Here is a 24,038-nt window from a genome sequence, read left to right as displayed (position 1 = left end):
ACCTCGCACACCTTCTTCACACCCTCTGCCGCTAGTCACCGCAGCCCCGCAATCCCAAGGGCCGCCAGGGCTGTGGCGGCCCGGGTCGGAAGGGGTGAGTCCGCTTCCGACCTGCCGCGATGCCCCGGTGGCGTCAGATGCGGGCGAACGCCTGCTCGATGATGTCGAGGCCCTCGTCGAGCAGGTCCTCGCCGATGACGAGCGGGGGCAGGAAGCGCAGGACGTTGCCGTAGGTGCCACAGGTCAGGACCAGCAGGCCCTCCTGGTGGCAGGCCTTGGCGAGCGCGGCGGTCGCCTCCGGGTTCGGCTCCTTGGTCGTACGGTCCTTGACGAGCTCGATGGCGATCATGGCGCCGCGGCCCCGGACGTCGCCGATGACGTCGAACTTGTCCTGCATGGCGGTCAGCCGGGCCTTCATCGTGGCCTCGATCGCCTTCGCCCGTGCGTTGAGGTCGAGCTCCTTCATCGTCTCGATCGCGCCGAGCGCGCCGGCGCAGGCGACCGGGTTGCCGCCGTAGGTGCCGCCGAGGCCGCCCGCGTGCGCCGCGTCCATGATCTCCGCGCGGCCGGTGACGGCGGCGAGCGGGAGACCGCCGGCGATGCCCTTGGCGGTGGTGATGAGGTCCGGGACGATGCCCTCGTCCTCGCAGGCGAACCACTGGCCGGTGCGGCAGAAGCCGGACTGGATCTCGTCGGCGACGAAGACGATGCCGTTGGCCTCGGCGAACTCGCTGATCGCCGGCAGGAAGCCCTTGGCCGGCTCGATGAAGCCGCCCTCACCGAGCACCGGCTCGATGATGATCGCGGCCACGTTCTCCGGGCCGACCTGCTTGGTGATCTGGTCGATGGCCTGGGCGGCGGCCTCGGGGCCGGCGTTGTCGGGGCCGGTGGGCCAGCGGTAGCCGTAGGCGACCGGGACGCGGTAGACCTCGGGGGCGAAGGGACCGAAGCCGTGCTTGTACGGCATGTTCTTCGCGGTCAGCGCCATGGTGAGGTTGGTGCGGCCGTGGTAGCCGTGGTCGAACACGACGACGGCCTGGCGCTTGGTGTACGCACGGGCGATCTTGACGGCGTTCTCGACCGCCTCGGCGCCGGAGTTGAACAGCGCGGACTTCTTGGCGTGGTCACCGGGGGTGAGCTCGGCGAGGGCCTCGGCGACCTCCACGTAGCCCTCGTACGGGGTGACCATGAAACAGGTGTGGGTGAAGTCGGCGAGCTGGGCGGAGGCCCGGCGCACGACGGCCTCGGCGGAGGCGCCGACGGACGTCACGGCGATGCCCGAACCGAAGTCGATCAGCCGGTTCCCGTCGACGTCCTCGATGATCCCGCCGCCCGCGCGCGCCGTGAAGACGGGCAGCACGGACCCCACACCCTGCGCGACCGCGGCGACCCGGCGGGCCTGCAGCTCCTGCGACTTGGGTCCGGGGATGGCGGTGACGACGCGGCGCTCCTGCGAAAGTGCGGTCATGAGGGGCTCCTGGGGTGTTGCGGGCGGAGATGTCGCGGACTCTGTCCAGTCTTTTCTCGCAGGCTAGGACGGGGGACGGGGGGTGGGCATGCTCCATGTGGGCGTTGTCGCGGGACCGGGTTGTCCATGGTGGACATGGCCGGTTTCGGGGACGGTGTGACGGCTCGGCCCCGCAATCGGTGAACTCCCCTTGCGGGCGGGTTAGATTGGCCGCTGACGGTGGACGGAACGGCTGGTCAGGGAGCAGGGGCGATGGACAGCGACGGGACGCAGGACGCGCGGGGTACGCATGCGAATCCTGTGCCGCGGGCACGGGGGGCGATGCCCCCGATGCCGTCCCGGGCGCCCGAGGTGCCTCCGCAGTCGCCCGGCTCGGCGTTCCTGAGCTGGCTGCGGGCCCCGCGCCCCGAGGCCGCGCCCGGTGTGTGGCGGTTCGGCCACCGGGTCCGGCCGGAGGAGGAGCCGGAGCGGATTCCGACGCAGCAGCTGTTGACGGGCGCGGTGATCGCGTTCCTCGTCGGCTGGCTCGTCTGGTCGCTGCTCCAGAACGGCTATGTCGGCAGCTGGTGGTGGGTTCCGCTGCTTCTGGTCACCCCGGACTCCTGGCGCGGCGCCGACGGCGCCCTCGGCCCGACGGGCACCGCCTTCCTGTACCGGGGCTACGAGGTGCTCGTCGCGCTGATCATCATGGTCGTCGTGGGCAAGCTCGGCCGCTGGGGCGAGGTCTGGCGCCGCTTCGGCCCCCCCGCCTGGCGTCCGGCCGTTCCCGCCCACGAGCCGCCGCCCACCCCGGAACAGGACCCCGCCGAGTACCCCGAGCTGCGTGCCGCCGGTGCCGTCGACGCCGCGGAGCGGCTGGCCGCCGAGGCCAGGGCCGGGTTGATGCGGGACGTGGACCACGCACGGATCGCGCGGGCCTGGCAGGGGGTGCGCAGTGGCCGGTTCAGCCTCGCCACGTTCACCAGTGCCGTGCTCCAGGAGGGCGCCGCCGCCTGTGTGCACCCCTCCGGGGAGCGGGACCTGCCCGCGCGGCTCGCCCCGCACGATCTCCTCACGGGCCAGGTACGGCTCGGGACCACCGCCGACGACGCCCGCAACCCGTACGCCTACCGGGGGGCGGGGCTGGGGCTCGGGCCCGAGCTGCTCGGGACCTCGCTGCTCGCCGTCGGCCCGGCCGGTTCCGGGAAGACCGGGACCGTCGTCAGGCCGATCGCCGAGTCGCTGTGCCTGCACGCGCTCGCCGGGCGGGCCGCCGTCGTGGTGGTCGGTGCCGCGGGCGCGGGGCTCGGACCGGCCGACGCCTACGACGTCGTCGTACAGATCGGGAACCCGGAGTCGGTGTACGACCTCGACCTGTACGGCGGGACGACCGATCCGGACGAAGCCGCCGCCGTGCTCGCCGAGGCGCTCGTGGGGGACCTCGCCGAGCCTCATCAGGGCGGCGACACCCGGCGGTCCACCACCGTGCTCGCCCAGCTGCTCGGGCCGTTCCGGGGGGTCCACGGCCGCTTCCCCTCCGTACCGGAGCTGCGGCGGTTGCTCGACGGCGCGCCCGGGCCGCTGGCCGCGTTGCGCAAGGGCCTGGAGGACTCCGGGCAGGAGTCGCTGCTGCGGGAACTGGATGCCCGCGAGCGGCAGACGGGGCACCCCGGGGACGTGGGGGGCATCCTCGCGGACCGGGTCGCGCTGCTCGACCGGCCCGCCTTCGCCACGTTCTTCCAGAGCGCGGACCCAGACTCGACCGGCGGGTCGCGGCCGTTCTCGCTGAAGGCCCTCGACCATCCCGTGCGGGTCCGGATCGACCTGCCCCAGCGCGGGCACGCCGACGCCTCCCGGATCCTGGCCCGGCTGGTGCTCGCGCAGTTCACCGCGAGCGTCGCGGTGCGCGAGGACCGGTCGCTGTTCGCCTGCCTGGTCCTCGACGACGCCACCGGGGTCGTGACGCCCGAGGCCGTGCGGGGCGTGCAGCGGCTGCGGTCCGGCAACGCCGGTGTCGTGCTGACGCTGCGCACGCTGGACGACGTGCCGCGGCCGCTGCGCGGTCCCCTGCTCGGCGCCATCGGGTGCCGGATGGCGCTGTCCGGGCTCACCCCGTGGGACGGGCAGGACTTCGCCGAGGTGTGGGGCAAGGAGTGGATCGAGGCGCGGGACGTCACCGACCGGCAGATCATCGCCGAGACCCCGGCCGGCAAGGCGCTGCACGCGGTGCGCCGGGTCATCACCGGCAAGGCGCCGACCGCGCGGGCGGTGACGGTACGGCAGGTCGAGCGGGAGCGGTGGTCGGCGTCCGAGCTGGCGCACGGGGTGCCGCCCGGGCACGCGGTGCTGTCGCTGACCACGGTGACGGGGGAGCACGCGCCGCCGCTGCTGGTGGACCTGCGCGGATGACGTGACCTGAGGACCGTACGGTGAGGCAGAATCGTCACAGGCCGTTCGTACACGGCGGCCAAAAGATCGCAGCGACCGACGATCACTGCTCCCCGAAGCCCTGAAGGCCCCATGCCCCCCACCCTCGCCTCGCTCGTCCACCACTCCGCGCTCAAGCTGACCGTGCGGGCGGCCGAGGACCGGCTGGACGTGCCCGTCCGCTGGGCGCACGTCAGCGAGCTCGCCGATCCCGTCCCCTACATGGAGGGCGGCGAGCTGCTGCTGATCACCGCGCTCAAGCTGGACGCGGAGGACCCGGAGGCCATGCGGCGGTACGTGAAGCGGCTGGCCGGGGCCGGGGTGGTGGGACTCGGGTTCGCCGTCGGCGTCAACTACGACGAGATCCCCGCCGCCCTGGTCGACGCCGCCCGCGAGGAGGGGCTCCCGCTGCTCGAAGTGCCCCGCCGCACCCCCTTCCTCGCCATCAGCAAGGCCGTGTCCGCGGCGATCGCGGCCGACCAGTACCGGTCCGTCACCGCGGGCTTCGCCGCCCAGCGCGAACTGACCAGGCAGGCCCTGACCGACGGCCCCGAGGGGCTGCTCGCCGCGCTCGCGTCCCAGGTCGACGGCTGGGCGGCGCTCTACGACGCCTCGGGCGCCGTCGTCGCCGCGGCACCCGAGTGGGCCGGCCGCCGTGCGGCGCGTCTGACCGCCGACGTGGAGCGGCTGCGGGAACGGCCCGCGCCCGCCTCCTCGGTGGTCGGGGGCACCGCCGACAACGACGACCGCGTGGAGCTGCACTCCCTGGGCACCGGCAGGCGCCCGCGGGCCGCGCTGGCGGTGGGGACGGCTGCCGCGCCCGGTACGGCGGAGCGGTACGCGGTGCACTCGGCGATCGCGCTGCTGACGCTCACCACCGAGCGCTCCCGCTCCCTGCACGCCGCCGAGCAGCGGATCGGCACGGCCGTACTGCGGATGCTGCTCGCGGGGGAGCCGGAGCACGCGCGCACGGTCGCGGGCGACCTGTACGGCGGGCTCCTGGACGCGCCCTTCCGGCTGGTCGTGGCGGAGACGGTCGCCGCGTCGTCCGTGCGGATCGCCGCCGACGGCCCCGCCCGGGTCCCGTCCGCCGCCGCGCTCGCCGCGGCCGCCCACACGAACGGCGATCCGCTCGGGACGCTCACCGAGATGGTGGAGTCGGCGGCGGCCCGCGCCGGGGAGAGCGTGCTCGCGGTGCCGGAAGGGCAGCGGCTGGTGGTGCTGGCCGCGGACGGCGGGGCCGCCGTCACCGCCTGCGCGGAGTACGCCGTGGCACTGGAGGCCGCGCGGACGCGGGAGCAGACGGGCGCCGCGGACGAGGCCGAACTGGTCGTCGGCGTCTCGGCCCCCGCCGGACCGATCGCCGCCGCGGCCGCCTACAAGCAGGCCGAGCAGGCGCTCTCGGTGGCCCGCCGGCGCGGCCGGGTGTACGTCGAGCACGAGCAGCTCGCCTCCGGGTCGGTGCTGCCGCTGCTCGCCGACGACGCGGTGCGGGCCTTCGCGGACGGGCTGCTGCGGCCGCTGTACGAACACGACGCGACCGGCCGGGGCGACCTGGTCGCCTCGCTGCGGGCCTGGCTGTCCCGGCACGGCCAGTGGGACGCGGCCGCCGCCGACCTGGGCGTCCACCGGCACACCCTGCGGTACCGGATGCGCCGGGTGGAGGAGATCCTGGGCCGCTCCCTGGACGATCCGGACGTCCGCATGGAGCTGTGGCTGGCGCTGAAGACGGCGTCGGCGGATTAGCCCCGGCCCGGGGTGCCGAACCGGAGTGTCCGGGGGCGTCACTGCTACACCCCGGACAACTTCGATCCCGACCTCCCGGCCCTACCGTGGGGGCATGACTTCCACCCACGCCTTCTGGCTCGCCGGCCGCCAGGTCACCGGCGAGGACACCTTCGACGTCACCTCCCCGTGGGACGGCCGGCTCGTCGGCAGGGTCGCCGTGCCGGACGACGCGCAGATCGAGGAGGCCGTGGCCGCCGCGTACGCCGTACGGGACGAGTTCGCCGCCACCCCCGCGCACGTCCGCGCCGCCGCCCTCGACCACGTCAGCCGCAGGCTCGTCGAGCGCACCGAGGAGATCGCGCAGCTGATCTCCGCCGAGAACGGCAAGCCGGTCAAGTGGGCCCGGGGCGAGGTCGGCCGTGCCGTCTCGGTGTTCCGGTTCGCCGCGGAGGAGGCCCGGCGCTTCAACGGCGGTGAGGCCCAGCGCCTCGACACCGACCTCGGCGGCCAGGGCCGTCTCGCCCTGACCCGGCGCTTCCCCAAGGGGGTCGTGCTCGGGATCGCGCCCTTCAACTTCCCGCTCAACCTCTGCGCCCACAAGGTCGCCCCGGCGATCGCGGCCGGTGCGCCGATCATCCTGAAGCCGGCCCCGGCGACCCCGCTCTCCGGGCTGGTCATCGGCGAGCTCCTCGCGGAGACCGAGCTGCCCGCCGGCGCGTGGAGCGTCCTGCCCGTCCCGAACGACCGGATGCCCGCCCTCGTCCAGGACGAGCGGCTGCCCGTGATCTCCTTCACCGGCTCCGAGAAGGTCGGCTACGCGATCATGGACTCGGTGCCGCGCAAGCACTGCACGCTGGAGCTGGGCGGCAACGGCGCGGCGGTCGTGCTCGGCGACTACGCCTCCGACGCCGACCTCGACTGGGCCGCGACCCGCATCGCGACCTTCTCCAACTACCAGGGCGGCCAGTCCTGCATCTCCGTGCAGCGGGTGATCGCCGACGCGTCGGTGTACGACCGGCTGCTCCCGCGGATCGTCGCCGCCGTCGAGGCCCAGGTCACCGGTGACCCGGCCGACGACAAGACCGACGTGGGCCCGCTGGTCAGCGAGGACGCGGCGGTACGGGTCGAGGCCTGGGTGAAGGAGGCCGTCGAGGCGGGCGCCACCCTGCTCACCGGCGGCGACCGGGACGGCGCCTCCTACGCGCCGACCGTCCTCGCCGACGTCCCGGCCGACACCACGATCTCCTGCGAGGAGGTCTTCGGACCCGTCCTCACGGTGCAGAAGGTGGACGGCGAGGCCGAGGCGTTCGCCGCCGTCAACGACTCGAAGTACGGCCTCCAGGCGGGCGTGTTCACCCACGACCTCCAGGCCGCCTTCCGTGCCCACCGGGCGCTGGAGGTCGGCGGTGTCGTCATCGGCGACGTGCCCTCCTACCGCGCCGACCAGATGCCGTACGGCGGCGTCAAGCAGTCCGGTGTCGGCCGCGAGGGCGTGCGGTTCGCGATGGACGACTACACGTACGAGCGGGTGCTGGTGCTGACCGGCCTCGCCCTCTAGCTCATGGGAACCATTTTCATATAGGCTCCCTCGAAAGGGCCCGGCACCGCTGCCTTCCGGTGCCGGGCCCTTCCTCGTGCGTCGGCCGGTCCGGACCCTCAGCCGGAGAAGCCGACGTGCGCGAGCCGCAGCGGGCCGCGCAGCCTGAGACGCACGTCCCGCACGCCCTCGGCGGCGATCCCGGCGCCGAGGACCGTGTAGTCGTACGGTCCGGAACCGGACTCCGTCACCTCCCACGTGGCCAGCACCGCGCCGCCGTCCAGCGACAGTTCGGCCGAGCCCGTGCCGGCCACCGTCACCGTCACCTCGGTGACGCCGTCCGCGAAGTCGCAGTCCCGGTAGACGAGTTCACCGGTACGGCCCTCGGCGGCGGTCACCGCGTCGCCCGCCGTCCTCGTCCGGTCGACGATCTCGACACCGCTCTGCTCGTCGAAGCCGGCGGCGTCCAGGCCCCGTCGGAGGACGGGCCGCGGGGCGCCGGGCTCCCCGTCGAGCACCACCGTGGTCCGCAGCCGGACGTCCTCGCTGGAGGCGCCGGCCAGCAGCTCGTACGGACCCGGCTCCAGCCGCCACCGGCCCTGTGCCACGTCCCAGAACGCGAAGGCGCGCAGCGGGACTTCGAAGGACAGCTCCGCCTCGGCGCCCGGGGCGAGCGTCACCCGCCGGTGGGCCAGCAGCTCGCGGCGCGGGCGGGGGAGCGCCGGGTCGATCGCGCGGGTGTAGAGCTGGGCCACCTCGTCGGCCGTCACGTCACCGGTGTTCGTGATCGTGAACGAGACGTGCAGGACCTCCTCCGTCACACGGGAGGTCAGGTCGCCGTACGAGAAGGTCGTGTACGACAGTCCGTGGCCGAACGGGAACAGGGGCGTGCCCTCGAAGTACAGGTAGGTCTGGCGGCTGCCGATGACGTCGTAGTCGAGGAGACCGGGCAGGTCGGCGTCGCTCTCGTACCAGGTCTGCGGGAGGCGGCCCGCGGGGGAGGCGTCCCCGGCCAGGACGCGGGCCAGCGCGGTGCCGGCCGCCTGGCCGCCGTGGGCCGTCCACAGGGCGGCGGCCAGGTCGGACGTGTCGACCGCGTACGGGTAGGCCGAGACCAGGGCCAGTACGGTGCGGGGGTTCGCGGCGCGCGCCGCCCGCAGCAGGCGCTCCTGGTGGGCGGGGAGCCGCAGGGAGGCGCGGTCCTCGGTCTCGCGGCCGTTGATGTGCGGGTCGTTGCCCGCGACGACCAGGACGACGTCGGCCCCGGCCGTGACGCGGGCGACCGCGTCCTCGCCGCGTTCGACGATGACCAGCTCGAACGTCTCCGGCTCCGCCCCGGGTTCCGGGTTCTCGTCGGCAACCTTCACCCCGTCCGCGGCGACTGTGACGTGGCGGCCCGTGCCGATGTGCCCGAGGAGGTGACCGCTGCCGTGCTGCTCCAGGCGGAAGGTCTCCTGGACGACCCAGCCCCCGGGCTGGTCGGCCGAGGCGCGCAGATACCCGTCCTCGGCGACGGAGAGGTAGCGGCCGTCGGGGGCGCGCAGCGTGCGGACGCCCTCGCCCCAGTCGATCATCGCGAACTCGGTGCCGGTCGCGTCGGTCGTCAGCGGGGGCAGGTCCGTGCGGCCGGCGAGGAGCGCCGGGTCCAGGGCGCCCTCGGCGCCGCGCGCCTCGTCCTCACCGTTCTCGGAGGCCGGGACGTGCAGAAACGTCCCGGCGGAGGTCCTGAGCCGGACCCGGTCCACGCCCTCCGCGAACTGCACCCGCTCGGCGCCGAACCGTTCGTACAGCCCTTCCAGCGGGGTGGAGCGGTGGATGAGCGTGCCGCTGTACCAGTCGAGCTTGCACTCGTCGGCGAGCAGTCCGACCACGGCGAGCCGGGTGTCGGGGGCCAGCGGGAGCACCCCGTCGTTCCTGAGCAGCACGATCGCCTGCTCGGCGGCCTCCAGGGCGAGGGCGCGGTGCTCCGGGGTGTCGAAGTCCCGGACGTCGGCGTGCGGGTCGTGCTCCGGGTCGAACTCGCCGAGCCGGAAGCGGACCGAGAGCTGGCGGCGCACCGCGGTGTCGATCTCGGCCTCGGTCAACAGGCCCTGTTCGAGGGCCCCTTGGATGCGCGCGATCATCCGCGAGCTGTCCGTGCCGTGGTCGGTGAAGCTGTCGACACCGGCCCTCAGGGAGGCCGCGGTGGCCTCCTCGTGGGTGTCGAAGTAGTGCTCGTGGTCGACCAGGTTGGAGGGCGCGCCCGCGTCCGAGCAGACCAGCAGCTCCTCGTCGGTCCAGGTGCGCAGGTGCTCGCGCAGATGCGGGGAGACGTGGTTGGGGCGGCCGTTGACCAGGTTGTACGCCGGCATCACACCGGCCACCGCGCCCGCCTCGACCGCCTCCCGGAAGGCGCGCAGATCGTACTCGTGCAGGACGCGTGGACGCACCGAACTCGACGAAGTGGCCCGGTCCGTCTCGTTGTTGTGGGCCAGCCAGTGCTTGAGCACCGGGGCCGTGCGCCAGTACGTGGGGTGGTCACCGCGCAGCCCGCGGGTGTAGGCGGTGGCGATGGCCGAGGTGAGCTTCGGGTCCTCCGAGTAGCCCTCCTCGTTGCGGCCCCACAGCGGATGGCGCAGCAGATTGACCGTCGGCGCCCAGATGTTGAGGCCGACCCGGTCGTCGCGGGCGCGCATCGCCCGGACCTCCTTGGACACCGCCTCGCCGACCCGCCGTACGAGATCGGTGTTCCAGGTCGCGCCGAGGCCCACCGCCTGCGGGAAGACCGTCGCCGGGCCCATCCACGCGACGCCGTGCAGCGCCTCCTGGCCGGTGCGGAACGCGGCGATGCCGAGCCGTTCCACGGGGGGCGTGAACTGGTGCAGGAACCCGGTCTTCTCATCGAGGGTCAGCCGCGACAGCAGATCGTCGATGCGCTTCGCGAAGGGCAGGTGCGGATCGCGAAACGGCGGGGTGTGCGGCGGGTGTGCGGTCACGTGGAGATCCCCTTGCGATGGATCGGTTCGATGCTTTCGAAGCGCTTCGATGCTCTTTCGACACCAGGGCGGGTGTCAAGGGATCGACACCGTCACTTCAAGTGGTGCATAAGAAAAGGTCACCTCCTGCACCTCCGAGGAATCTTGGGAACGACCCTTGTGCACCCCTGGGTGTTCACTTAACCTCACAGCAACATCGAAGCGCTTCGACTACGGATTCCGTCGCAAGGGTCGAGGCATCGCTTCAGCTCAGCCAGTTCCACTCAAGACACCGCAGCCGACGGCTCCTCCGCCGGGTGTCCTGGTGCGCCACGAAGGGTTGACGCAATGACGCCGAACGCCGCTTCCCCCTCCTCCGGTCTCTCGGGGCCCAGCCGGAGAAGCTTCCTCGCCTCGACGGCGGTCGCCACCGCCGCCGTTGCGGGAGGGATGCCGTTGCTCGCCGCCTGCGGGGGTTCGGGCGACGACAAGCGCGAGGGGGCCACCTCGGGCAAGGCCGCGGACAAGCTGCTCCCGACGTTCGTCGCCAGCACGGTCGCGGACCCGGACCTGCCGTCGAAGAACGGCTCGGCCGCCGGCTACACCGGCAAGGTCGACCTCGCCGCTCTCGGCACCTCGGTCCCGGAGAAGCTCGGCACCGGCGCCCCCTTCAAGATCATGTCGCCGTTCTGGGGCTCCCCGCCGAAGGCCGGCTGCGCCTACTACACGGCACTCGACGCGGCCGCCGGCACCAAGATCACCTGGCAGAACCAGGACGGCAACACCTACGGCCAGAAGCTCGGGGCCGTCCTCGCCTCCAGCTCCATACCGGACATGGTGGTCGTGCCGAGCTGGGAACTGGTCGGCAAGATCGCCAACGCCGTCACCGCGAAGTTCATGGACCTCGGCCCCTACCTGGCGGGCGACAAGATCAAGAAGTACCCGAACCTGGCCGCGATCCCCTCCGACGCCTGGCGCATGGGCATCTTCGGCGGCGCCCTGCGCGGCATCCCGATGCCCACCGCCACCGCGAACTGGATCGCGCCCCTGTACCGCAAGGACGTCTTCGACGAGAAGGGCTACGCGGTACCCAAGTCGGCCGACGAGTTCATGAGCTGGGCCAAGGACGCCACCAGCGCCAAGGCCAAGGTGTGGGCCTGCGACGGCAACCTGACCTGGTCGGCGTGGAGCTTCTTCGGCGTCCGCGGCTCCGGGACGAGCGGCTGGGACATCGGGTCCGACGGCAAACTGACCTACCGCATCGAGCAGCCCGAGTACCTCGAAGCCCTGGAGTGGGTCCGCAAGGTCTTCGACGCGGGCCTGGTCCACCCCGACGACAAGGCACGCTCCGGCGACGCCGGCCAGCGCTTCACCGCCGGGCAGATCCTGGTCTGGAACACCAACCTCGCCGACTGGTACGGGAAGGTCTCCGAACAGGCCCAGTCCAACCCGGACTTCCGGATCGACGCCATGGACCTGTTCGGCGCGGACGGCGGCAACCCGACGCTGTACGCCTCCCAGCCCGCCAGCATCTGGTCGCTGATCCGCAAGGGCGCCTCAAAGACGACGATCGAGAACGCGCTGGCCGCCGCCAACTTCGCGGCCGCGCCCTACGGCACCAAGGAGCGGATGCTCGTCGACTACGGCGTCGAAGGCACCCACTACACGGTCAAGGGCGGCGTCCCGGTCAAGAACGACCTGGGCAACTCCGAGGTGCTCAACGCCTGGGTGATGCTGGCCGCGCCGGCCGCCTACTACGCCCACCCCGACTTCCCCGACGTCGCCCGCAAGCAGGTCGAGTGGCAGCAGCGGATGGGCGCCTTCATGAAGAAGACGTCCACCTTCGGCATGAACATCGTCGAGCCGACCCGCTACGCCAACCTCTCCAGCCAGTTCGAGCAGCTCGAGATCGACTACGTGCGCGGCAACCGCAAGCTGTCGGACGTCCAGGCCGCCATCTCCACCTGGAAGTCCTCCGGCGGCGACAAGCTGCGCGACTGGTACAAGGAGCTCATCGACAAGAACGGCAGCGGCAACTGATGTCGCTCACGGCCGGGAGCAGGCCGGACGGGACCCGTCCCCCCGCGGCCCTGGAGGAACCGACGGCCGCGGTCGCGGCGGTGGCCGAGCGGCGGGTGCCGCGCCGGGCGAACAGGGCCGGCAGGGTTCCGCTCGGAATCCGATGGCGCCGGGACCGCACGCTCGTCCTGATGACCCTGCCGGTCATCGTCCTGCTGCTGCTCTTCAACTACGTCCCGCTGCTCGGCAACGTCGTCGCCTTCCAGGAGTACGACCCCTACATCTCCAGCAACGGCGTCACCGCCATCTTCCACAGCCCCTGGGTGGGGGTGGAGCAGTTCTCGCGGATGGTCGACGACCCGCTCTTCTGGGGCGCCGCGAAGAACACCATCGTGCTGTTCGTGCTCCAACTGGTGCTGTTCTTCCCGATCCCCATCGCCCTCGCGCTGCTCATCAACAGCGTCGTCAGGCCCCGGGTCCGGGCGGTGGCGCAGGCGATCATGTATCTGCCGCACTTCTTCTCGTGGGTCCTGGTCGTCACCGTGTTCCAGCAGATCTTCGGCGGCGCCGGCATCATCGCGCAGACCCTGGAGGACCACGGGTGGAGCGGCTTCGACCTGATGACCGACGCGGACCTGTTCAAGTACCTGGTCACCGCGCAGGCCGTCTGGAAGGACGCCGGCTGGGGGATCATCGTCTTCCTCGCCGCGCTGGCCGCCGTCAGCACCGACCTGTACGAGGCCGCCGCCATGGACGGCGCCGGGCGCTGGCGGCGCATGTGGCACGTGACGCTGCCCGCGCTGCGCCCGGTGATCGCGCTGCTGCTGGTCCTCCGGGTGGGTGACGCGCTGAGCGTCGGTTTCGAGCAGTTCCTGCTCCAGCGGGACGCGGTCGGGGTAGGGGCCAGCGAGGTCCTCGACACCTACGTGTGGAACATGGGCATCCAGAACGGCGACTTCAGCTACGCGGCCGCGGTCGGCCTCGTGAAGGGAGTCATCGGAGTGTGCCTCGTCCTGGCCGCGAACAAGTTCGCGCACCTGCTGGGCGAGCAGGGGGTGTACCAGAAATGAGCCTCAACACCCAGCTCGTCCGCAGCCTCAAGGCTCCTCCCAGGCCCGTGTGGGAGGAGGAGCCGCACAAGGCCGGACTCACGGCGAAGGGCGGCCTCCTTCTCCTGTGCTGCCTGGGAGTGCTCGGCCCGCTGTGGATCGTGATCGTCACCAGCCTCTCCCCGAAGCCGGTGATCGACCGGGCCGGCGGACTGGTCGTCGTCCCGCAGGGCATCACCTTCGTGAACTACACGGAGCTGCTCAGCGGTGGTCAGGTGAGCCGGGCGATCATGGTCTCGGTCGGGGTCACGCTCGTCGGCACGCTGTTCTCCATGGCGGTGTCGGTGCTGGCCGCGTACGGGCTGTCGCGGCCGGGGAGTCTCGGCCACCGGTTCTTCCTCATGACCATGATGGCGACCATGTTCTTCGGGGCCGGGCTGATTCCGACCTACCTGCTGGTGCAGTCGCTGGGACTGACGGACACCTATCTGTCGCTGATCCTGCCGAGCGCGGTCAGTGTCTTCAACATCCTGGTGCTGCGGGCCTTCTTCATGGGGATCTCGCCCGAACTCACCGAGTCGGCGCGGATCGACGGGGCCGGTGACCTGCGGATCCTGCTGACCATCGTCATGCCGCTGTCCCGGGCCGTGCTGGCCGTCATCTCCCTGTTCTACGCGGTGGGTTACTGGAGCGCCTGGTTCAACGCGTCGATCTACCTGAGCGACCAGGACATGATGCCGTTGCAGAACGTGCTCATCCAGCTGGTGCAGAAGCACACGGAGGCCCCCACGGGGTTGCAGCAGGCGGTGCGGACGGGGCAGTTGTCGGCGCTGGGCTTGCAGATGGCCGTGATGGTGCTGGCGTTGATCCCGGTCGCGGTGGCTTCTCCGTTCGTGCAGCGGCACTTCAAGAAGGGCATGCTCACGGGCGCGGTGAAGGGCTGACCGTTCGCCATCCCGGAGGGGTGGTTCTGACGGACGGCGGCTGCGGGTTGTTCGTGGCTGGGCGCGCAGTTCCCCGCGCCCCCAGGTAGATGTCTCCCTCCTTTCTCGATCAGCGAGGTGTGTGTCATGTGCGCATCCGGGCCCAGTCGTCGTGCCGTCCTCTCCGCGACCGCGGCCGCCGCCGCGGTCACCGCGGTGCCGGCCTTCCCGGCGGTCGCCACGGCCGCCGGCTCAGCCGGCCCCTCCTACCGCTGGCGCCAGGTCGTCATCGGCGGCACCGGCTTCGTCACCGGCGTCCTCTTCCACCCCTCCGTCCGCGGGCTCGCCTACGCCCGTACCGACATCGGCGGCGCCTACCGGTGGGACGACCGCCGTGCGCGCTGGATCCCGCTCAACGACGACCTCGGGTGGGACGACTGGAACCTGCTCGGGGTCGAGGCGATGGCCGTCGACCCCGCCCACCCCGACCGGGTCTACCTCGCGCTCGGCACCTACACGCAGCCCTGGGCCGGCAACGGGGCCGTGCTGCGGTCCGAGGACCGGGGTGCCACCTGGGCGCGGACCGACCTCTTTGTGAAGCTCGGCGGGAACGAGGACGGAAGGGGGACGGGGGAGCGGCTGCTGGTCGATCCCCGGGACAGTGACACCCTGTGGCTCGGCACCAGACACGACGGGCTGCTCAGGTCCACCGACCGGGGCGCCACGTGGGCCGCCGTCACCGGCTTCCCCGGGACTCCCACCACCAGCGGCCAGGGCGTCACCCTCCTCGTCGCCGCCGGGCGGGTCCTCTACGCCGGCTGGGGCGACTCCGACGGAAGCACCGCCAACCTGTACCGCACCTCCGACGGCACCACCTGGGAAGCCGTCCCCGCACAGCCCTCCGGCAGGAACGCCAGGGTGCCGATCCGGGCCGCGTACGACTGCCACGCCCGCGAGCTGTACGTCACCTACGCCGACGCGCCCGGGCCCAACGGCCAGTCCGACGGCAGTGTGCACAAGCTGGCCGTCGCCTCCGGCAAGTGGACCGACGTCACGCCGGCGAGGCCCGCCGGCAGCGACACCTTCGGCTACGGGGGTGTCTCCGTGGACGCCCGCCGCCCCGGCACGGTCGTCGTCTCCACCAACAACCGCTGGGCGGCCGTCGACACCCTTTACCGGACCACCGACGGCGGCCGCACCTGGACCTCCCTCAAGGACACCGCGGTCCTGGACGTGTCCGAGACCCCGTTCCTCACCTTCGGCGCCGACGCGCCCAAGTTCGGCTGGTGGATCCAGGCCGTCGCCGTCGACCCGTACGACTCGAGGCACATCGTCCACGGCACCGGCGCCACCCTCTACGGCACCCGGGACCTGAAGCACTGGGCCCCGCAGATCCGCGGCCTGGAGGAGACCGCCGTACGACAGCTGATCTCGCCGCCGACCGGGCAGGCCCACCTGCTCAGCGGTCTCGGGGACGTCGGGGTGATGTACCACGAGCGGCTGACCGCATCGCCGTCGCGGGGAATGGCCTCCAACCCGGTGTTCGGGTCGGCCACCGGACTCGCGCAGGCCGCGGGCAAGCCGTCGTACGTCGTCCGCACCGGCTTCGGCGACCACGGCAACGGCGCCTTCTCGAACGACGGCGGCAGGACCTGGGCCCCCTTCCCGGCCCAGCCCGCACCCGCCAAGGACGCGCCGGGACCGATCGCCACCAACCGCGACGGCAGTGTGCTGCTGTGGACCTTCGTGCACTGGGACGGCACCAAGTACCCGGCCCAGCGCTCGACGGACAACGGCGCGACCTGGTCCGAGGTGGCCACCTGCCCCAAGGGCGCCACCCCGCTCGCCGACCCGGTCGACCCGGCGCGCTTCTACGCGTACGACACCGACACCGGCACCCTGTTCGCGAGCACGGACGGCGGTCTCACCTTCACGGCGCGCGCAGCCGGACTGCCCTCCGGGGACAGCCAGTTCCAGCTCACCGCGGCTCCGGGGCGCTCCGGCGACCTGTGGCTGAGCACCAAGACGAACGGCCTGTACCGGTCCACCGACGGCGGAGCGACCTTCACCAGGCTCACCAGCTGCCGGGCCGCGCACACCCTCGCCTTCGGCAAGGCCGCCCCCGGCGCCGACCACCCGGCGATCTACTTGGTCGGGGCCACGGAGACGATCACCGGCGTGTACCGCTCCGACGACGGCGCGAAGACCTGGGTGCGGATCAACGACGACCGGCACCAGTGGGGCTGGATCGGCGCGACCATCGCCGCCGACCCGCGGCTGTACGGCCGCGTCTACATCGCCACCAACGGACGGGGCATCCAGTACGGGGAGCCGGCGTGACACCGGGACTGAAGGACGCCACCCGCGGCCGCATCCTCTTCGGCGGCGACTACAACCCCGAGCAGTGGCCCGAGGAGACCTGGCACGAGGACGTCCGGCTGATGCGGGCCGCCGGCGTCAACTCCGTCACCCTCGGCGTCTTCTCCTGGGCGAGACTCGAACCCTGGCCGGGAGAACGGGACTTCGGCTGGCTCGACCGGCTGATGGACCTCCTGCACGACAACGGCGTCGGGGTCGTCCTCGCCACCCCGACCTCCTCACCGCCGCCGTGGATGGGCCACCTCCACCCCGACACCCTGCCCGTCACCGAGGACGGCCGCACCGAGCACTGGGGCGGGCGCCAGCACTTCTCGCACTCCAGCGCCACCTACCGCCGGTACGCCGCCGCCATCACCGAGGACCTCGCCGTCCGCTACGGCGGCCACCCGGCCCTCACCCTGTGGCACATCAACAACGAGTACTGCACCTACGACTGGAGCGACCAGGCCGCCGCCCGCTTCCGGATCTGGCTCCAGGGCCGCTACGGCACCCTCGACGCCCTCAACTCCGCCTGGGGCACCGCCTTCTGGAGCCAGGGCTACGCCGACTGGGCAGAGATCCACACGCCCCGCCAGGCCCATTACATGAAGAACCCCACCCAGGTGCTGGACTTCAAGCGGTTCACCTCCGACATGCTCCTGGAGTGTTACGCGGCGGAGCGGGACATCGTCCGCCGCGTCACCCCGCACACCCCGGTCACCACCAACTTCATGCCGCTCTGGTCCGGGCAGGACGCCTGGCGCTGGGCCGCGGAGGAGGACGTCGTCTCCGTCGACCTCTACCCCGACCCGCGTGATCCGCTGGGAGCCCAACAGGGCGCCCTCGTGCAGGACATGACCCGTTCGCAGGCGCGCGGCCCCTGGATGCTGATGGAGCAGGCCGCGGGGCCGGTCAACTGGCGGGGCGTGAACCACCCCAAGCCCCGCGGCCTGAACCGGCTCTGGTCCCTCCAGGCCGTCGCCCGCGGCGCCGACGCCGTCTGCTACTTCCAGTGGCGCCAGTCCCGGCAGGGCGCCGAGAAGTTCCACTCGGGAATGGTCAGCCACGCGGGGGAGGAGGGGCGCACCTACCGGGAGGTCAAGCAGCTCGGAGCCGAACTGACCGCGCTGTCCGCCCACGTGACGGGTAGTCATACCAGCAACGACATCGCCGTCCTGCACGACTGGAACGCCTGGTGGGCCGGCGCCCAGGAGGGCCGGCTCTCCCACGAGGTCGACTACCCGGACGTGCTCCGTGCCTGGCACCGCGCCCTGTGGGAGGCCCACCTCACCACCGACTTCGCCCACCCCGAACACGACCTCACCGCCTACAAGGTGGTCGTCGTCCCCCAGCTCTACGCCCTCACCGACACGGCGATCGAGAACCTCCTCGCCCACGTCCGCCGGGGCGGCACCCTCGTCTCCGGCTTCCTCACCGGTGTCGCCGACGAGGACGACCGGGTACGCCCCGGCGGCATGGACGCCAGGCTGCGCGAGCTGTTCGGCATCCGTGTCCTGCACGAGTGGTGGCCGCTGGACGCGGGGGAGTTCGCCGAGTGCGACGGCCCCTCCGGCGGATTCCGGGGCACCCTGTGGTCGGAGGAGATCGAGAAGAGCGCGGACGGGACGACGGAGGCCGCCTACAAGGGCGGTGAGCTCGACGGACTGCCCGCCGTGCTGCGCAAGGGCCGCGCCTGGTACCTCTCCACGCTTCCCGAGCCCGACGCCCTGCGCGGCCTGCTCACCGGGATCGCCGCCGACGCCGGCGTCCGCCCGGTCCTGGACGCACTGCCCGACCGGGTCGAAGCGGTCCGCCGCGGCGACCTGCTGTTCCTCCTGCACCACGGACGCGAGTCGGTGACCGTCGCCGTGCCGGGCACCCACCACGACCTGCTGACCGGGAGGACCGTCACGGACGAGGTGGTCCTGGGACGTTACGGAGCGGCGGTGCTCAGGCCATGACCGACGGACCCGTCCACGGCACCTGGGAAGCCCGGCCCGCCGCGCGCTGGGAGGACGGCTTCCTCAGCGGCAACGGCCACCACGGCGCCCTCCTCTTCGGCGACTTCGACGACGAGCGGCTCGTCGTCACCCACCACACCCTCGTCCGTCCCAACGGCGCCGAACACGCCCGCCCGCCCCGCCTGGCCGCCGAACTCCCGACGCTCCAGGACCGGTTGCTCGCGGGTGAGCTCGACGCGGCCGAAAGCTTCACCGACGGCCGCCCGCTCCAGTGGGTGCAGCCCTTCCACCCCGCCTTCCAGATCCGGCTGCGCCGCCCGCGCGGGGCCGCCGACGGCTACCGCCGGTCCGTCGACTTCACCACCGGCGTCCTGCACACCGAGTGCGGGGAGGGCCGCGGCGAGGTCTTCGTCTCCCGCGCGGACGACGTCATCGTCCAGCATGTCGAGGCGGCCGACCTGGTCGTCTCGCTCGACCACCGGCTCCCGGGCGCCCCCCACACCCTGCTGGTCGGCCAGGGCATCGTCCGTGCCGCCGACGGGGCCCTGCTCACCCTGCGCGTCCGCTACCCCGGCAGTGACCGCCGCTACACCGGTATCACCCTGGTCGTCCCCACGGGGGGCGCCCGTACCGCGCTCGTCACGCCCGGCGTCCACGTCACCGGCGCCGGGTCCGTCCTGCTGCTGACCCGTGTCGTCCGCCACACCGGCGAGCTGGACACGGCACCCCACGTCGAGGCCCTGCGGGACCTGGTCCCCGAGTCCGAGGTGGAGTCCGAGGCGGAGTCCGCGGCCGACGCCTACGCCCGGCTCCTCGACCGGCACGTCTCCCTGCACCGTCCCGCCTACGTGCGCGTCACCCTCGACCTCGGCGCCGACCCCGCCGAACGCGCCCTTCCCGGCTCGCAGTTGCTGGCGAGGCCCGACAGCCCGGCGCTCCTGGAACGCCTCTTCGCCGCCGGCCGCTACCACCTGTTCTCCGCGAGCGGCCTGCTCCCGCCCCGCCTCACCGGCCTGTGGACCGGCGACTGGAACACGGCCTGGTCGGGGGCGTTCACCAACGACGCCAACCTCAACCTCCAGACCGCCTCCGCCGCGTGCGCCGCCCTCCCCGTGGTCACCGAAGCCCTCGCCGCCCTGGTCGACCGCCAGATACCCGACTGGCAGGACAACGCCCGCGAGATCTTCGGCGCCCGGGGAGTCGTGGCCCCGCCGCACTCCGACGGCGACTCCGGGCTGACGTACCACTTCAGCCGGGAGTACCCGCTGCACCTGTGGACCGCGGGCGCCGACTGGCTGCTCAAGCCGCTCGTCGATCACGACGAGACCCGCGGCGAGCAGGACCCGCGCACCGCCCGCGCGCTCGCCGAGACCGCCCTGTTCTACGAGGACTTCCTCACCCGCACGGACGCCGACGGCCAGCTCGTCGTCGTGCCCTCCTACTCGCCCGAGAACCGCCCCGCGAACGGCAGTTGGGGCGCGGTCAACGCGGCCATGGACCTCTCGGCCGCCCGGCACGCCCTGCGCACGGCCGCCGCCTACCACCCCGAGCGGGCCGAGGCCTGGCGGGCCCTCGCCGACCGGCTCCCACCGCACCGGATCAACGCCGACGGAGCCCTCGCCGAATGGGCCTGGCCCGGCCTCGACGACACCTACGACCACCGCCACCTCAGCCACCTCTACGGCGTCTGGCCGCTCGACGAGATCACCCCCTACGACACCCCCGAACTCGCCGAGGCGGCCCACCGCGCCCTCGAACTCCGCGGCTCCGAGAACGACTCGGCCCACGGCCACCTGCACCACGCCCTCGTCGCCGCCCGGCTGCGCGACGGCGAACGGGTCGCGCACGCCCTCGGCCAGGTCCTGAAGGGCGACTTCTTCCATGACTCGCTGATGAGCGCGCACTACCCCGGCCGGGACGTCTACAACGCGGATGCCGCGCACACCCTGCCCGCCGTCCTCATCGAGATGCTCGTGCAGTCGACACCGGACCGGCTGGTGCTGCTCCCGGCGGTTCCCGCCGGCTGCTCCCGAGGTGAACTGCGGGGCGTCCGCACCAGGTTCGGGGCCCGACTCGACCTCACCTGGAGCCCCACAGAAGCGACGGCGGTGCTGCGCCCCACCCGCACCCACCGCGTCGAACTCCGGACTTCCTCCGGCGCCGAGCCCCTCGAACTCGTCGCCGGAGAAGACCACGTCCTCCGTCTGGAGGCGTGGTAAACCCCCCGCATCTCCCCCCACCCATGGAAAGGGACACCATGGCAAAGAGCACCCTGCGCAAGATCACCACGGCGGTGCTGGCCCCGGCGACGGCCGTCGGCGCCCTCGTCGGTCTCGCCTCCGCCCCCGCGTCCGCCGCCGTCTGGAGCACCTGCGACCAGTGGGGCAACACGACCCTGAACGGCTACACGCTCTACAACAACATCTGGGGCTCCGGCGCCGGCAGCCAGTGCATCTGGGCCAACTCCGGCACCAACTGGGGCGTCAACGCCAACCACCCCAACACCGGCGGCATCAAGTCCTACCCCAACTCCAAGAAGGTGATCAACAAGTCGATCACCTCGCTCGGATCGCTCTCCAGCAACTACAACGTCACGGTCCCCTCGTCCGGCGCGTACAACACGTCGTACGACATCTGGGACACCGACTACGACTACGAGATCATGCTCTGGGTCAACAAGACCGGAGCCGTCGGACCGCTCGGCACCTCGCAGGGCAACGTGACGCTCGGCGGCCACAGCTGGACCGTCTACAAGGGCAGCAACGGGGCGAACCAGGTCTTCTCCTTCGTCCGCACCTCCAACTCCAGCTCCGGCACCGTCAACATCCTCCCGATCCTGAAGTGGATCAAGGACACCAAGGGCTGGTTCGGCAACGAGACCATCGGGGACGTGCAGTTCGGCTTCGAGATCACCAGCTCGTCCGGCGGACTGAACTTCACGACCAACAACCTGACCGTCAGCAGCAGTTGACCGACCGGGGTGGTGGTGCACGGACCCCATGCGCAACTCCACCCCCTTCGCGGTCACCCTGACCGCCGCCGCCGCGCTGCTCGTCGTGCCGGGCAGCGCGGCGGCGGCACCCACACCCACGGCGGGCCGCACGGCCCTGTACCCCGTGGCCGACCTCGCCGCCGAACGCCTCACCACCGCCGACCTCGTCGCCGCGGCCAAGTGGGGCACCGACAGCCCCATCGACGACCCCACCCGTGAGCAGCAGGTCCTGGACGACGTGGCGGCCCGGGCCGAACTGCTCGGCGCCGACACCTCCGAGAACCGCGGCACCCTCGCGTGCCGCCCCGAACTGGCCCTGGCAGCCCTTCAGGTCCGCCACGAGGACCACCTGGACGGACTGCACACCCGGGCTCTGGTCCGCGCCCTGCCCTCGATCTGCCGGGACTGACAGAGGAACAGCACGTCTTTCAGGGGCGCGGGGAACTGCGCGACCAGCCACGACGAGCCCGCAGCCGACCACGGACCTACTCGGCCCCTTCCTGGATCGGCAACCGTGCGCCATCCCGCAAGAACAGCGGAATCCGGTCCAGCGGAGCCTCGACGGTCGCCGTGGTCCCCCCTGCGTAGGTCACCCCGGTCCAGGCGTCAGTCCATGAGGCTCCCGCCGGAAGATACGCGGTGCGGGCCGTCGCGCCGGCGGTGAGCACCGGCGCGACCAGCACATCCGCCCCGAACAGGTACGCGTCGTCGACCCCCCAGGCCGCCGGATCCTGCGGGAACTCCAGGAACAGCGGCCGCATCGGCGGCAGCCCCTCCTCGTGCGCCTCGCGCATCACCCGCAGCACGTACGGCCGCAACCGCTCCCGCAGCCGCAGGTACTTCTCCAGGATCGCGCCGGCCTCCTCGCCGTACGACCACACCTCGTTGGGGCCGCCGGTCATGTCCGGGCCCAGCGGCATGCCCGGGTCGCGGAAGCCGTGCAGCCGCATCAGCGGCGACAGCGCGCCGAACTGGAACCAGCGGACCATCACCTCCCGGTACGCCGGGTCGTCCGGGTCGCCGCCGTGGAAGCCGCCGATGTCGGTGTTCCACCAGGGGATGCCGGACATCGCGGTGTTGAGACCGGCCGCGATCTGCGCGCGCAGGGTCGGGAAGTCGGTGCCGATGTCACCGGACCACAGGGCGGCGCCGTAGCGCTGACTGCCCGCCCACGCCGAGCGGTTGAGGGTGACGACCTCCTCCCCGGCGGCGCTCAGGCCCTCGTGGAAGGTGCGGGAGTTCTCGGCCGGGTACATGTTGCCGACCTCCAGCCCGGGGCCCGCCCAGTACCGCAGGTTCTCCTGGAAGCCCGGCTTGAGCTCGGGCTCGCAGGCGTCCAGCCAGAAGGCGGTGATGCCGTACGGCTCCAGGTAGTTCTCCTTCACGCGCGACCACACGAACTCCCGGGCCTCCGGGTTCGTCGCGTCGTAGAAGGCGACCTGGACGGTCGAGGCGACCCCCTTGTCCGGCCAGTCGGCGTGCGCCGTCGGACCGTACTGGGTGCCGATGAAGTACCCGCGCTGCTCCATCAGGGAGTGGTTCTCACTGAGCGGTGACACCGACGGCCAGACGCTGACCACCAGCTTGATGCCCAGCTCCTCCAGTTCACGGACCATGGCCGCCGGGTCGGGCCACTCGGCCGGGTCGAACTTCCACTCGCCGAGGTGCGTCCAGTGGAAGAAGTCGCAGACGATCGCGGAGATCGGCAGCCCGCGCCGCTTGTACTCCCGTGCCACGGAGAGGAGTTCGTCCTGGGTGCGGTAGCGCAGCTTGCACTGCCAGAAGCCGGCCGCCCACTCCGGCAGCATGGGCGTGCGGCCGGTCACCGCGCTGTAGCGGCGCTGCCCGTCGGCCGGGGTGCCCGCGGTGATCCAGTAGTCGATCTGACGGGCCGAGTCGGCCACCCAGCGGGTGCCGTTGCGGGCGAGTTCCACGCGGCCGATCGCCGGGTTGTTCCACAGCAGGGTGTAACCGCGGCTGGAGGCGAGGACCGGGATGGCGACCTCGGCGTTGCGCTGGACCAGGTCCAGGACCAGGCCCTTCTGGTCCAGTCTGCCGTGCTGGTGCTGGCCGAGCCCGTACAGCCTCTCGTCGTCGTAGGCGGCGAAGCGCTGCTCCAGACGGTGGTGGCCGTTGCCGACCGCCGTGTACAGGCGCGGGCCGGGCCACCAGAAGTGGGCGCGGGCCTCCGCGAGGAGTTCGACCGAGTCCTCGGTGCGCAGGAAGCGGAGCTGTCCCTCGGCGTCGACGTGGACGGTCAGCGCGCCCACCGTCAGCCGGGCCTCCCCGTCGCCGATCTCGACCGTGCTCTCTGTGGCCGGCGGCTCGTCGAGCAGGGCGCCCGGCAGTCCCTCCAGGACCGGCCCGCCGAGCCGGGCCCGCACCCGCACCGCGTCCGGGCCCCACGGCTCGACGCGTACGGTCTCCTGGCGCCCGCTCCACTCCAGCGCGCCGTCCCGCTCCCGGAACGTGCCGACGGTGGGGGACGACTGCGCGAGGCTGACCTTGGGCTGTGTTTCGGCAGGCTGATTCACGAGGAGTGCTCCTGGAGGAATGCAGACAGGAAGGAACGCAGACAGGGGCGTGCCGCACAGGAACGGAACGCGGGGTGTGTGGTGTCCGGGGTGGGTGATGTCCCGGGTG

14 protein-coding genes are annotated in these 24,038 nt (G+C 72.1%); 11 read left to right on the top strand and 3 right to left on the bottom strand.

The genetic code is table 11. From position 1 onward, the window contains the following. Positions 1 to 133: 133 nt before the first annotated feature. Positions 134 to 1,468, bottom strand: a complete 1,335-nt coding sequence (gabT, locus tag ACIQJT_RS24240) for a 4-aminobutyrate--2-oxoglutarate transaminase (RefSeq protein ID WP_402646673.1) — start codon at positions 1,466 to 1,468, stop codon at positions 134 to 136. 252 nt (positions 1,469 to 1,720) lie between these two features. Between gabT and ACIQJT_RS24235 the strand changes: the two genes are divergently transcribed. From ACIQJT_RS24235 to ACIQJT_RS24225, 3 genes are all read left to right on the top strand, one after another. Continuing rightward, complete coding sequence (locus ACIQJT_RS24235; protein WP_402646670.1) at positions 1,721 to 3,856, top strand: ATP-binding protein; 2,136 nt, start codon at positions 1,721 to 1,723, stop codon at positions 3,854 to 3,856. 111 nt (positions 3,857 to 3,967) lie between these two features. Then, positions 3,968 to 5,620 (top strand): PucR family transcriptional regulator, encoded by a 1,653-nt coding sequence (locus ACIQJT_RS24230; protein WP_402646667.1) that lies wholly within the window; start codon positions 3,968 to 3,970, stop codon positions 5,618 to 5,620. A gap of 94 nt (positions 5,621 to 5,714) precedes the next feature. Beyond that, positions 5,715 to 7,160 carry an aldehyde dehydrogenase family protein gene (locus tag ACIQJT_RS24225; RefSeq protein ID WP_402646664.1) on the top strand — a complete coding sequence of 482 codons (1,446 nt, stop codon included), beginning with the start codon at positions 5,715 to 5,717 and terminating at the stop codon, positions 7,158 to 7,160. A 98-nt stretch (positions 7,161 to 7,258) separates the two neighbouring features. Here the strand turns inward: ACIQJT_RS24225 and ACIQJT_RS24220 are convergent, their stop codons facing one another. Beyond that, on the bottom strand, positions 7,259 to 10,114 hold the full coding sequence (locus ACIQJT_RS24220) for a glycoside hydrolase family 3 C-terminal domain-containing protein (protein ID WP_402646661.1): 2,856 nt from the start codon (positions 10,112 to 10,114) through the stop codon (positions 7,259 to 7,261). 327 nt (positions 10,115 to 10,441) lie between these two features. Here ACIQJT_RS24220 and ACIQJT_RS24215 point away from each other — a divergent pair, with 327 nt between their 5' ends. The 8 genes from ACIQJT_RS24215 to ACIQJT_RS24180 all read left to right on the top strand — a co-directional run bounded on the left by ACIQJT_RS24215 (position 10,442) and on the right by ACIQJT_RS24180 (position 21,804). Further along, positions 10,442 to 12,133 carry an extracellular solute-binding protein gene (locus ACIQJT_RS24215; protein ID WP_402646658.1) on the top strand — a complete coding sequence of 564 codons (1,692 nt, stop codon included), beginning with the start codon at positions 10,442 to 10,444 and terminating at the stop codon, positions 12,131 to 12,133. After that, positions 12,133 to 13,182 carry an ABC transporter permease gene (locus tag ACIQJT_RS24210; RefSeq protein ID WP_402646656.1) on the top strand — a complete coding sequence of 350 codons (1,050 nt, stop codon included), beginning with the start codon at positions 12,133 to 12,135 and terminating at the stop codon, positions 13,180 to 13,182. Before ACIQJT_RS24215 ends, ACIQJT_RS24210 begins: the two co-directional genes overlap by 1 nt. After that, positions 13,179 to 14,105, top strand: a complete 927-nt coding sequence (locus ACIQJT_RS24205) for a carbohydrate ABC transporter permease (RefSeq protein ID WP_365463282.1) — start codon at positions 13,179 to 13,181, stop codon at positions 14,103 to 14,105. The genes ACIQJT_RS24210 and ACIQJT_RS24205 overlap by 4 nt, the downstream gene beginning before the upstream one ends. Before the next feature lie 126 nt (positions 14,106 to 14,231). Beyond that, positions 14,232 to 16,424, top strand: a complete 2,193-nt coding sequence (locus ACIQJT_RS24200) for a 1,4-beta-glucanase (protein WP_402646654.1) — start codon at positions 14,232 to 14,234, stop codon at positions 16,422 to 16,424. Next, positions 16,421 to 18,403 (top strand): beta-galactosidase, encoded by a 1,983-nt coding sequence (locus ACIQJT_RS24195; RefSeq protein ID WP_402646651.1) that lies wholly within the window; start codon positions 16,421 to 16,423, stop codon positions 18,401 to 18,403. Before ACIQJT_RS24200 ends, ACIQJT_RS24195 begins: the two co-directional genes overlap by 4 nt. Further along, positions 18,400 to 20,622, top strand: coding sequence for a glycosyl hydrolase family 95 catalytic domain-containing protein (locus ACIQJT_RS24190; RefSeq protein ID WP_402646648.1), 2,223 nt, complete (start codon positions 18,400 to 18,402; stop codon positions 20,620 to 20,622). The genes ACIQJT_RS24195 and ACIQJT_RS24190 overlap by 4 nt, the downstream gene beginning before the upstream one ends. 38 nt (positions 20,623 to 20,660) lie before the next feature. Beyond that, positions 20,661 to 21,374: a hypothetical protein gene (locus tag ACIQJT_RS24185; protein WP_402646646.1), complete on the top strand. Its 714-nt coding sequence runs from the start codon at positions 20,661 to 20,663 to the stop codon at positions 21,372 to 21,374. Positions 21,375 to 21,402: 28 nt separating this feature from the next. Further along, positions 21,403 to 21,804, top strand: coding sequence for a chorismate mutase (locus tag ACIQJT_RS24180; protein ID WP_402646643.1), 402 nt, complete (start codon positions 21,403 to 21,405; stop codon positions 21,802 to 21,804). Between the two features lie 76 nt (positions 21,805 to 21,880). On the opposite strand, the gene ACIQJT_RS24175 is transcribed toward ACIQJT_RS24180, so the two are convergent. Next, on the bottom strand, positions 21,881 to 23,929 hold the full coding sequence (locus ACIQJT_RS24175) for a TIM-barrel domain-containing protein (protein WP_402646640.1): 2,049 nt from the start codon (positions 23,927 to 23,929) through the stop codon (positions 21,881 to 21,883). Between the last annotated feature and the right edge of the window lie 109 nt (positions 23,930 to 24,038).

It is taken from the genome of Streptomyces sp. NPDC091972 (assembly GCF_044756385.1).
GTDB lineage: Bacteria > Actinomycetota > Actinomycetes > Streptomycetales > Streptomycetaceae > Streptomyces.
The sequence above is the reverse complement of the archived record's forward strand: the minus strand, read 5'-3'. Positions and strand labels throughout refer to the sequence as shown.

Bases quoted from the DNA above. Each gene is read 5' to 3' on its own strand.
- ACIQJT_RS24205 (WP_365463282.1), top strand. From the start codon at position 13,179: ATGAGCCTCAACACCCAGCTCGTCCGCAGCCTCAAGGCTCCTCCCAGG.
- ACIQJT_RS24190 (WP_402646648.1), top strand. From the start codon at position 18,400: ATGACCGACGGACCCGTCCACGGCACCTGGGAAGCCCGGCCCGCCGCG.
- ACIQJT_RS24185 (WP_402646646.1), top strand. From the start codon at position 20,661: ATGGCAAAGAGCACCCTGCGCAAGATCACCACGGCGGTGCTGGCCCCG.
- ACIQJT_RS24180 (WP_402646643.1), top strand. From the start codon at position 21,403: ATGCGCAACTCCACCCCCTTCGCGGTCACCCTGACCGCCGCCGCCGCG.
- ACIQJT_RS24200 (WP_402646654.1), top strand. From the start codon at position 14,232: ATGTGCGCATCCGGGCCCAGTCGTCGTGCCGTCCTCTCCGCGACCGCG.
- ACIQJT_RS24235 (WP_402646670.1), top strand. From the start codon at position 1,721: ATGGACAGCGACGGGACGCAGGACGCGCGGGGTACGCATGCGAATCCT.
- ACIQJT_RS24215 (WP_402646658.1), top strand. From the start codon at position 10,442: ATGACGCCGAACGCCGCTTCCCCCTCCTCCGGTCTCTCGGGGCCCAGC.
- gabT (WP_402646673.1), bottom strand. From the start codon at position 1,468: ATGACCGCACTTTCGCAGGAGCGCCGCGTCGTCACCGCCATCCCCGGA.
- ACIQJT_RS24230 (WP_402646667.1), top strand. From the start codon at position 3,968: ATGCCCCCCACCCTCGCCTCGCTCGTCCACCACTCCGCGCTCAAGCTG.
- ACIQJT_RS24210 (WP_402646656.1), top strand. From the start codon at position 12,133: ATGTCGCTCACGGCCGGGAGCAGGCCGGACGGGACCCGTCCCCCCGCG.
- ACIQJT_RS24225 (WP_402646664.1), top strand. From the start codon at position 5,715: ATGACTTCCACCCACGCCTTCTGGCTCGCCGGCCGCCAGGTCACCGGC.